Annotated in this window: 11 protein-coding genes and 1 rRNA gene; 4 read left to right on the top strand and 8 right to left on the bottom strand. The window is 58.7% G+C overall.

The window, feature by feature from the left end; translation table 11 throughout:
• Window positions 1-7: 7 nt before the first annotated feature.
• The 7 genes from ACQ4W6_RS24175 to ACQ4W6_RS24205 form a co-directional block, all read right to left on the bottom strand.
• Window positions 8-277 carry an HPr family phosphocarrier protein gene (locus tag ACQ4W6_RS24175; RefSeq protein ID WP_010393142.1) on the bottom strand — a complete coding sequence of 90 codons (270 nt, stop codon included), beginning with the start codon at window positions 275-277 and terminating at the stop codon, window positions 8-10.
• Window positions 278-369: 92 nt separating this feature from the next.
• Entirely contained in the window at window positions 370-774 is a 405-nt protein-coding gene (locus ACQ4W6_RS24180) for a PTS sugar transporter subunit IIA (RefSeq protein ID WP_436569713.1), read from the bottom strand.
• Between the two features lie 7 nt (window positions 775-781).
• A complete protein-coding gene (gene gshB / locus ACQ4W6_RS24185) occupies window positions 782-1,756 on the bottom strand; it encodes a glutathione synthase (RefSeq protein WP_436569714.1) in 975 nt (324 codons plus the stop codon).
• 94 nt (window positions 1,757-1,850) lie between these two features.
• A complete protein-coding gene (gshA, locus tag ACQ4W6_RS24190) occupies window positions 1,851-3,149 on the bottom strand; it encodes a glutamate--cysteine ligase (protein ID WP_436569715.1) in 1,299 nt (432 codons plus the stop codon).
• A gap of 213 nt (window positions 3,150-3,362) precedes the next feature.
• On the bottom strand, window positions 3,363-4,931 hold the full coding sequence (locus ACQ4W6_RS24195) for an ammonium transporter (RefSeq protein WP_436569716.1): 1,569 nt from the start codon (window positions 4,929-4,931) through the stop codon (window positions 3,363-3,365).
• An 11-nt stretch (window positions 4,932-4,942) separates the two neighbouring features.
• Entirely contained in the window at window positions 4,943-5,281 is a 339-nt protein-coding gene (locus tag ACQ4W6_RS24200; protein ID WP_010393464.1) for a P-II family nitrogen regulator, read from the bottom strand.
• A gap of 11 nt (window positions 5,282-5,292) precedes the next feature.
• On the bottom strand, window positions 5,293-6,063 hold the full coding sequence (locus ACQ4W6_RS24205; RefSeq protein ID WP_436569717.1) for a TorF family putative porin: 771 nt from the start codon (window positions 6,061-6,063) through the stop codon (window positions 5,293-5,295).
• A 267-nt stretch (window positions 6,064-6,330) separates the two neighbouring features.
• Between ACQ4W6_RS24205 and ACQ4W6_RS24210 the strand changes: the two genes are divergently transcribed.
• The 4 genes from ACQ4W6_RS24210 to ACQ4W6_RS24225 all read left to right on the top strand — a co-directional run bounded on the left by ACQ4W6_RS24210 (window position 6,331) and on the right by ACQ4W6_RS24225 (window position 9,348).
• Window positions 6,331-6,579 carry an accessory factor UbiK family protein gene (locus ACQ4W6_RS24210; RefSeq protein WP_035824443.1) on the top strand — a complete coding sequence of 83 codons (249 nt, stop codon included), beginning with the start codon at window positions 6,331-6,333 and terminating at the stop codon, window positions 6,577-6,579.
• Window positions 6,580-6,691: 112 nt separating this feature from the next.
• Window positions 6,692-8,212: a YifB family Mg chelatase-like AAA ATPase gene (locus ACQ4W6_RS24215; RefSeq protein ID WP_436569718.1), complete on the top strand. Its 1,521-nt coding sequence runs from the start codon at window positions 6,692-6,694 to the stop codon at window positions 8,210-8,212.
• A 65-nt stretch (window positions 8,213-8,277) separates the two neighbouring features.
• Window positions 8,278-8,823 carry a hypothetical protein gene (locus ACQ4W6_RS24220; RefSeq protein ID WP_436569719.1) on the top strand — a complete coding sequence of 182 codons (546 nt, stop codon included), beginning with the start codon at window positions 8,278-8,280 and terminating at the stop codon, window positions 8,821-8,823.
• A 180-nt stretch (window positions 8,824-9,003) separates the two neighbouring features.
• Window positions 9,004-9,348, top strand: coding sequence for a DUF1840 domain-containing protein (locus ACQ4W6_RS24225; protein ID WP_436569720.1), 345 nt, complete (start codon window positions 9,004-9,006; stop codon window positions 9,346-9,348).
• Between the two features lie 61 nt (window positions 9,349-9,409).
• Here ACQ4W6_RS24225 and rrf read toward each other — a convergent pair.
• Window positions 9,410-9,522, bottom strand: a 5S ribosomal RNA gene (rrf, locus tag ACQ4W6_RS24230).
• Window positions 9,523-9,764 lie beyond the last annotated feature (242 nt).

Below are 9,764 nucleotides of genomic sequence, written 5' to 3' on the forward strand. Positions count from 1 at the left end.
GCGGGCATTACTCGCCTTCGCCAAACCTGTCGTTAATCAGGGCGGTGAGCGCATCGACACATGCCTGCTCATCATCACCCTCGGCTTCCAGGGTCACTTTCGCGCCCTTGCCGGCGGCCAGCATCATGACGCCCATGATGGACTTGGCATTGATGCGGCGCGCGTTGCGGGTCAGCCACACGTCGCTCTTGAACTTGGCGGCCAACTGGGTAAATTTGGCGGAAGCGCGTGCGTGCAGTCCCAGCTTGTTGATGATTTCGAGTTCTTTTTGAATCATTTTTGTATGGTCTCTATCCCTGAATGCACTACGCTGATGACAATCTTGACCTGTAAAACCCGCCACCTGCAAGGCGGCGGCCATGACACTGTTTACTCGCCCACGCGAATGCGGTTGTCGACGCGCACGGCGCCGCTTTGCGCGCCAGCCAGCGCCATCTCCACTACTACGTCAAGCGTATCGCGGCGATACGTGATAGCGCGCAGCAGCATCGGCAGGCTGATGCCGGCGATGACTTCCACCCTGCCCGCATCGGCCAGCTTGTTGCAGCAGTTCGATGGCGTACCGCCCTTCACGTCGGTAATGACCAGCACACCGGCACCGTCGTCGAGACGGCAGATGGCATCCGCGGCCAGCTTTTGCACTTCGGCCAAGTCCTGGTCGGCGACGACATCGATGGCTTCAAAACGTTCCGTTGGCCCGCGAAACACATGCGCGCAAGCGGCGATGAACGCCTGTCCCAGCGGTGCATGTGTCATGAGCAAAATCCCTACCATATGCATTTCACCTTGTTATCGTTGCTTGGCGCTGCTGCGTTGTGGCGACGCCGTGCTCGACGGCGTCGATAAACATGGCGGCCACATCAAAACCGGTCTGCTGCATGATTTCCTGGAAGCAAGTCGGGCTGGTGACATTGACTTCCGTCAAATAGTCGCCGATCACATCCAATCCTACCAGCATCAAGCCACGCGCGGCCAGGATGGGACCCAGCTTTTCGGCGATTTCCAGGTCGCGTGCCGTCAATGGCTGCGCCACGCCCTTGCCACCGGCGGCCAGGTTGCCGCGCACTTCGCCCGCTTGCGGGATGCGCGCCAGCGAAAACGGCACCGGCTTGCCGCCGATGACGAGAATACGCTTGTCGCCCTTGACGATGTCGGCGATAAACCGCTGCGCCATGATGGTTTGCGCGCCGTTCTCGCTCAAAGTCTCGATGATGGCGCCCAAGTTCAGGCCGTCGGCCTTGACGCGGAAGATGCCCGTGCCGCCCATGCCGTCGAGCGGCTTGAAGATGACGTCCTGGTGCTTGGCGTGGAAGGCGCGCAGGCGCGCTTCGCTCGACGTCACCAGGGTCGGCGAGGTGAATTCGGAAAACTGGGCAATGGCCAGCTTTTCATTGTTGTCGCGGATGGCGGACGGCTTGTTGAAGACGCAGGCGCCCTGTTTTTCCGCCAGCTCCAGCAAATAGGTGCCGTACACGTATTCCATGTCGAACGGCGGATCCTTGCGCTCGATGATGGCGTCCAGGGTCGACAGCCGCACTTCCTCGCGGGAAACAACCTTGTACCAGTCGTGTTCGTCGCCCGTCAGCTCGATGTGCTGTATGTGGGCCGTGACGATGCCCTCTTCCAGCGCCATGTCCTTCTGCTCGAAGGCGTAGACGGCGTGGCCGCGCCTGGCCGCCTCGCGCATCATGGCGAAGGTGGAATCTTTATAAGTCTTGAAGCCTGCCAACGGATCGGCGAGGAATGCAATTTTCATGATACGGTCCAATCGGGTGCCTGGGTAATGCCTGATTCTAGCCGAGATCGCCAGGCGCAGTGCTCACCACGCCCGGCGCGCCGTCATCGGCGGATTAATACACTTCGGGATTCGGGTCCGTGCGTTCCATTTCCAGCGACGCGGCCAGCAAGGCCAGGCGCGCCACCACGCCATACACATAGAAGCGGTTCGGCGCGGCCGTGCCCGGCTTGGCCTTCAAGTCCGGCACGGCGTGCTGCTGGGCAAATGCCAGCGGCACGTACTGCGAGCCAGGCGCGTTCAGGTTCTGGTCCACGCCCCGTTCCGCGTGTACGCGGTAAAAGCCACCGACCACATAGCGGTCGATCATGTAGACGACCGGCTCGGCCACGGCATCCTTGATGCTTTCAAAGGTCGGCACGCCTTCCTGGATGATGACGTCGGTGACTATCTTGCCATCCTTGACGATGGACATCTTGTCGCGCTGCTTGCGCGACAGATCGCGCACTTCGCTGGCGTCACGCACCGTCATGATGCCCGTGCCATACGTGCCCGCATCGGGCTTGACGATGACGAACGGCTTTTCCTTGATGCCGTATTCCTTGTATTTCTTGCGGATCTTCGCCAGCAGCACGTCGACGCTGGCAGCGAGCGCATCTTCGCCCTCGCCTTCCTGGAAATTGACGTCGCTGCACTTGGCGTGGAAAGGATTGAGCATCCACGGATCGACATCGATCATCTTGCCGAATTTTTTCACCACTTCATCGTAGGCCGTGTAGTGGTTGCTCTTGCGGCGCAAGGCCCAGCCCGCATGCAGCGGCGGCAGCAGGCTTTGCTCATGAATATTTTGCAAGATATCGGGGATGCCGTCCGACAAGTCGTTATTCAGCAAAATCGTGCATGGATCGAAATCCTTCAAGCCCAGGCGGCGGCCGTTGTTCAGGCGCACGAGCGGCTCGATGACAAGCATATTTCCATCCGGCAATGCTAACGGCGTGGGCTGGGTAATCTCGGGCGACCAGGAACCGAGGCGCACGTGCAAACCCGTCTGGCGGAAAATCTGCATCAGCCGCGCCACGTTTTGCAGGTACTGCGGCGTGGTGTTGTGCAATTCCGGCACCATCAGCAGGTTGCGGGCGTCTGGACAATACTTGTCGATGGCGGCCATGGCAGCCTGCACGGACAAGGGCAGCATTTCCGTGGCCAGGTTATGGAAACCGCCAGGGAACAGATTGGTATCGACGGGCGCCAGCTTGTAGCCGGCATTACGCAAGTCTACCGAGCAATAAAAGGGCGGCGTGTGCTCCTGCCACTCCATGCGGAACCAGCGCTCAATGGCCGGCGTCGCGGCCAGAATCTTTTTTTCGAGGTCGAGCAGCGGTCCGGTCAGGGCCGTGACGAGATGGGGAACCATAGTTACATCCTTAAATTATGTGCAGTATTCAAAAAAGCACACAGAACTGCCGACTATATTACCGTGTAAGCACCCTAAATCGGGGCAAAAGCCTTGTTTTAAAGACCTTTTCCATTCCCATAACGAAAAAAAGGCACCTCGACGAGGTGCCTTTCCAAGCAAAACAACGCTGGCACACCGCGCCGTGGCGCTGGCGCAGCAGAAACTTATTATTTAGCCATGATAAGCCTGTTCGCCGTGACTCGTGATATCGAGGCCTTCGCGCTCTTCTTCTTCCGGTACGCGCAGGCCGATGACGATGTCGACCAGTTTATAGGCGATGACGGAGACCACGGCCGACCAGATGATGGTGGTACCGACAGCTTGTGCCTGCACCCACACTTGATGGCTGATCGAATACGGGTCAGCCGACATCTTGTTGGTGACGTAGTCGAAGATGCCCTGGCCACCCAGTTGCGGCGCCGCAAACACACCCGTCAGCAAGGCACCCAGGATGCCGCCCACGCCATGCACGCCGAACACGTCGAGCGAATCGTCAGCGCCGATCAGGCGTTTCAGGCCATTCACGCCCCACAGGCAGACGATACCGGCCAGCAAGCCAATGACCAGGCCGCCCATCGGGCCGACAAAACCGGCAGCCGGGGTAATCGCCACCAAACCGGCAACGGCACCGGAAGCGCCACCGAGCATGGAAGGCTTGCCCTTGCTGATCCACTCGCCAAACACCCACGACAGGGTCGCAGCCGCCGTGGCCAGCATGGTATTGATGAAAGCCAACGCCGCCACGTCGCCCGCTTCCATCGAGGAACCGGCATTGAAACCGAACCAGCCTACCCACAGCAGGGAAGCGCCGATCATGGTCATCGTCAGCGAATGCGGCGCCATCGATTCACGGCCGTAGCCGACGCGCTTGCCGATCATGATCGCGCCCACCAGGCCGGCGATAGCGGCATTGATGTGCACCACGGTGCCGCCGGCGAAGTCCAGCGCGCCTTTTTGCCAGATCCAGCCAGCCTTGGCCGCTTCGGTAGCGGCGGTGGCCGCGTCCGTAATCAGATCAGGACCGGTCCAGAACCAGACCATGTGGGCCGCTGGCAGGTAGGCAAACGTGAACCACAGCACGATGAAGGCCAGCACGGCGGAAAACTTGGCGCGTTCGGCAAAGGCGCCGACGATCAGCGAGCAGGTAATCGCGGCAAACGTGCCCTGGAAGGCGACAAACACGAATTCGGGAATGACGACGCCTTTGCTGAAAGTAGCGGCGGCGGCGAACGTGCCCTTGGCCGGATCCCATATGCCATTCAGGAAGAGGCGGTCGAAGCCACCAAAGAAGGCGGTTTTTTCCGTGAAGGCGACCGAGTAGCCATAAATGCACCACAGCACCACTACCAGCGAAAACACCATGAACACTTGCATCAGTACCGACAGCATGTTCTTCGAGCGCACCAGGCCGCCGTAGAACAGGGCCAGGCCGGGGATCGTCATCAGGATCACCAGCACGGTGCAGATCATCATGAAGCTGGTGTCGCCCTTGTTGGCGACGGGCGCGGCCGTTGATGGGGCCGCAGCGGCGGCAGTTGGTGCGACAGCAGGAGCGGCAGCATCCGGCGCGAGCGTCACGGCAGGAGCAGCAGCATCCGGAGCGAGCGTCACGGCAGGCGTGGCAACAGCCATCTCCACGGCTTCCGGCTTGGCCGGCGCATCGGCAAAACTAGGCGCGGCAACGCCAAACGCACACAGACAGGCAAACCCAGCTAGCAATTTTGTTATATTTTTACGCATCAATATTCCCCTTAGAGCGCTTCGTTGCCGGTTTCACCGGTACGGATGCGGATGACTTGTTCCAGGTTGTACACAAAAATCTTGCCATCACCGATTTTACCGGTACGCGCGGCGCCTTCGATCGCTTCAATGGCCTGGTCGACGATGGCGTCGTCGACAGCCGCTTCGATCTTGGTTTTTGGCAGGAAATCGACAACATACTCGGCGCCACGGTAGAGTTCCGTGTGGCCTTTCTGACGGCCGAAACCTTTGACTTCGGTAACGGTAATCCCTTGCACATTGATAGCCGACAAGGCTTCACGCACTTCGTCCAGTTTGAACGGTTTAATGATTGCAGTAATCATTTTCATGGCAGTCTCGCTTAAAAGGTTTTAGAAACAGTCAATACGAAGCCAAGTTTCGCCAGATTCTTGCCGTTAGGCGCCAGCGACGTGATGTCGGCCCGGACGGCGGCCAGAGACACGGTGGCGATGCCGGGGAAATCCTTGGTTACGCCCAGTTTGTAGTCGTAATAGCTGAGCGATTCATTATGCTTGACGCTTTGATGGCCCACATGCAGGTTGAAGGTGTAATCGTCGTACAGGGGTATATTCAGGCCGGCGTCGATGTAGCCGCTGTTTTTGCTGTCAGCCACGCCGAACAGATTGGTCGTCGAGTGCGAATACTTGATGTAGGCGGGGCCGAAACCGACCTGGCCATACAACTCGAAGGTATTGGCATTCGTGCTCAGGCCATTCGATGGGTAGAAGTAATACAGGCCGCCCACATCGTAAGTGATCCCCGGTGCAAATTCGCCGCGCTTGCCGCCGTAGACATCCCATTCCAGGTTGGTATCGCCGCCGCCGTCCTTGATCCATTTGATGCTCGACAGCCAGGTGCCCACATACAGACCGGTAGGATTATGGGTATAGTCGGCGCCGCCGCTGATCGCTGGCTTGAGGCGGGTTTGCGACACGCCACGGTAGCGGTAGTCGCTGGTCAGCGCCACGTTATAGCTCACCACATTATCGGGTACCGCTTCGACGGCAGCCGGTGCCGCCACTGCCTCCTGGGCCATGGCGCCGGAGCTCCAGGCCGTCATGGCCAGTGTCAACGCTGCAGCTAAAGTCATGTTCTTGGACAGATTCTTCATGGCGATTCCCTTTTATTGAACTTTTAAAGCGGTTGAGGTTTAAAATCTTGGCTGGAGATCACAAAGCGTTCATAGCTTCTTTAGCAGAATGCGTGCCAGCTCTCAGCCACCTTGACAGGTGCATTTCCGCCCATACATACCCTGCAAGCCTCTGGACATGCGGCAAGGAACTGCTGGAGAGTGATGAACCGCCCAGATTCGCACCAGATTAACGCCGCTGTGCACCGCAATGGTGCGATGCACAGGCTGCACCATAAAGGACTTACCATGGACATGAATACCTTCTTTAACGACTTGCAAGGCAAGATCCATCAAGCCATTGAAAACTCGCCCGCCAAGGATATCGAGAAGAACGTGAAATCGATGATGACCCAGGGCTTCGCCCGTCTGGACTTGGTCACGCGCGAAGAATTTGATATCCAGGCACAAGTGCTGGCCAAGACGCGCGCGAAACTGGACGCACTGGAATTGCGCCTGATCGAACTGGAAACGCGTTTGAACGACCCAAAAGCGTAAGAACATCACCTGCAGGGCGCCGTTATCGGCGCTCTTGCTGGCCTATCTCAAGCCTCGGGCTGCTCCGGCGGCTAGACTGAACCTGTCCGCGCCCGCGGTGCAGGGGAAACTCATGAGCCTGGCAGTCCTGAAAAGCCGCGCCTTGGCCGGCATGGAGGCGCCCGAGGTAAGTGTCGAAGTCCACCTTGCCAACGGCCTGCCTTCTTTTACAATTGTTGGCCTGCCGGATACGGAAGTGAAAGAATCGCGCGACCGCGTGCGCGCCGCGCTGCAAAACTGCGGCTTTGAGATGCCTGCGCGGCGCATCACCGTCAACCTGGCCCCGGCAGATTTACCCAAGGAATCGGGCCGTTTCGACCTGCCCATAGCGCTGGGCATCCTGGCCGCATCCGGTCAATTGCCCGGCGACCAGTTACACCACTACGAATTTGCGGGCGAACTGTCGCTATCGGGGCAGTTGCGTCCCATTCGCGGCGCCCTGGCCATGACGTTTGCCATGCAGCGCAGCAAGACCGGCGCACCGCGCGCCTTCATCCTGCCACACGCGAATGCCGACGAGGCCGCTTTGGTCAGCGAAGCCAGCATCTACCCGGCGCACACCTTGCTCGAGGTCTGTGCGCATTTCGCCGCACGCGCCAGCCAGACAATGCTGCAGCGTCACCAGCCGATGCTGCCGGCGCCCATTTTCCCGTATCCGGATTTTTCCGATGTGCAGGGACAACAACAAGCGCGGCGCGCGCTGGAAGTCGCAGCCGCGGGCGGACATAACGTCTTGATGGTGGGCCCGCCTGGCGCGGGCAAGACTATGCTGGCCAGCCGTTTTCCCGGCGTGCTGCCACCGATGAGCGACGAAGAAGCGCTGGAATCGGCTGCCGTCCACTCACTGGGCGGCAATTTCAAGGTGGAACACTGGAAACGGCGCCCTTACCGCGCCCCGCACCAGACCGCCTCCGGCGTGGCGCTGGTGGGCGGAGGCAATGTCCCACGGCCTGGTGAAATCTCGCTGGCGCACTGCGGCGTACTGTTTCTCGATGAAATCGCCGAATTTGACCGCCGGGTGCTCGATGTCTTGCGCCAGCCCATGGAGTCGGGCGTCATCAGCATCTCGCGTGCGGCCCGCCAGGCTGAATTTCCCGCCCGCTTCCAGCTGATCGCCGCAATGAACCCCTGCCCCTGCGGTTATCTGGGGCATGCTTCGGGCCGCTGCCGCTGCACGCCGGACGCCGTGCTGCGCTATCACAGCCGTTTATCCGGACCGTTACTTGACCGCATAGACCTGCAAATCGAAGTTGCTGCCATGCCACCGGCGTCGTTGGGCCGGCAAGCGGATGCAGGCGAAACCACGCAGCGTATCGCCGTGCGGGTAGCGGCCGCCTTCGCCTTGCAGCTGGTGCGCCAGGGCAAATCGAACCAGCGCCTGAACAACACGGAAATCGAACAGCATTGCCGTCTGGAACAACATGGCGAACACCTCTTGCACAGTGCAATGCTGCGCCTGCACTGGTCGGCGCGCACTTATCACCGGGTACTGCGCGTGGCCCGCAGCATCGCCGACCTGGCAGGCAGTGCCGCCATCACGCACCCGCATATTGCCGAAGCGATTCAATACCGGCGTGTGCTGCGAGAAATGTAAACGTCCGCGTGTCGCCTCGCACGCACGCGATTGCGCATGACGGGCGGCGCTGCTACCATCTGTTGATGAAAAAATCATCACTTGTCTTCTTTTTGGCGACTTTTGCGACTGCCAGCGTGCTATCGGCTTGCAGCCCTCAATTTGACTGGCGCGACTATCGTAGCCCCGACGCCCAGTTCACGGCCCTGTTTCCAGGCAAGCCTGCCGTACTGACGCGCGAAATCGACCTTGATGGCAAGAAAGTCAGCCTGACCATGACGGCCAGCGAAGTCGACGGCAACACCTTCGCCATCGGCAATGCCACCCTCGATAGCGCGGAACAGGCGCAAGCGGCCCTGCCCGCCATGAAGACAGCGTTACTCAAGAATATCAATGGCAGCGTGCGCAGCGAAAAAACTGCCGCGGCCGCCCGCAGCAGCTCGGCCGGCACGCGCCAACGCAGCACGTTGAGCATCGAGGCGACGGGCACGCAGCAAGGCAAGCCCGTCTTGCTGGTCGGGCGTTTTGTGGCGCAGGATAAACACATCGTCCAGATCATCATTCTGGGCAAAGAAAACAAGCTGTCGCGTGAAACCATCGATACCTTCATGGACTCCGTCAAGCTGGACTGAAACTTAACGGCCGCTTAAACAATCACGTTTGCGCCAGGCCGGCCCTTGCAAATAGGTGTGTTGTCCAACAGATGACCCTATCCGGCTTGCAAATAGGCAATCCGGGCAATCGGACGGCCTGTGCGACATTTCAAGTCGTGATATTGTTTCGACACTAACAACAAGTTTCAGAAAGCGCTTATGTTGATCTCATTCAAATCCAAATCCTCCCCTCCCGTATTGATGTACCAGGAACATGCCCAGCGCATCCTCGACATCCTGCACAAGAGTCCGGCCCGCGGTGTCATTACGTCAGCGGAAGCGGGCGAAGCCCTGGCGCTACTGGAAAAAGAAGTGGCGGAGAGCAAGTTGCATCCGGAAACTGACATCGAACACGATGCGCATACGCCGGAAACGCTGGAAGATGGCGAAACGGGCGCGCATGCGCGTGAGCAAAAGGTCCATTTTTCGCAGCGTGCCTTTCCCCTGATGGAAATGCTGCGTTCGGCCAAGGCCGAAGGTGAAAGCATCACTTGGGGCGTCTAGTCCCATGAAGGCAACAGACGAAAAAAAACCCCGCATCTAGCGGGGTTTTTTCATATAACAAGCCTGACGATAACCTACTTTCACACTGGTTGCAGCACTATCATCGGCGCAAAGTTGTTTCACGGTCCTGTTCGGGATGGGAAGGGGTGGGACCAACTTGCTATGGTCATCAGGCATAACTTTTTCAACAGCCTGCTCCCAACGGGGCAGCAAACCATCTGATCTGAGGAAGCGAATTATATAGTAATTTGCCTGAACATGGTACTAAAAGCGGCTATTTTTATAGCGATAAATCTGCAGACGAAAAAAAACCCGTCAATTGCTTGACGGGTTTTTCTCTACTACGAATAACAAGCCTGACGATAACCTACTTTCACACTGGTTGCAGCACTATCATCGGCGCAAAGTTGTTTCAC

This window comes from Janthinobacterium woesei (assembly GCF_051380875.1).
Lineage (GTDB): Bacteria > Pseudomonadota > Gammaproteobacteria > Burkholderiales > Burkholderiaceae_D > Janthinobacterium.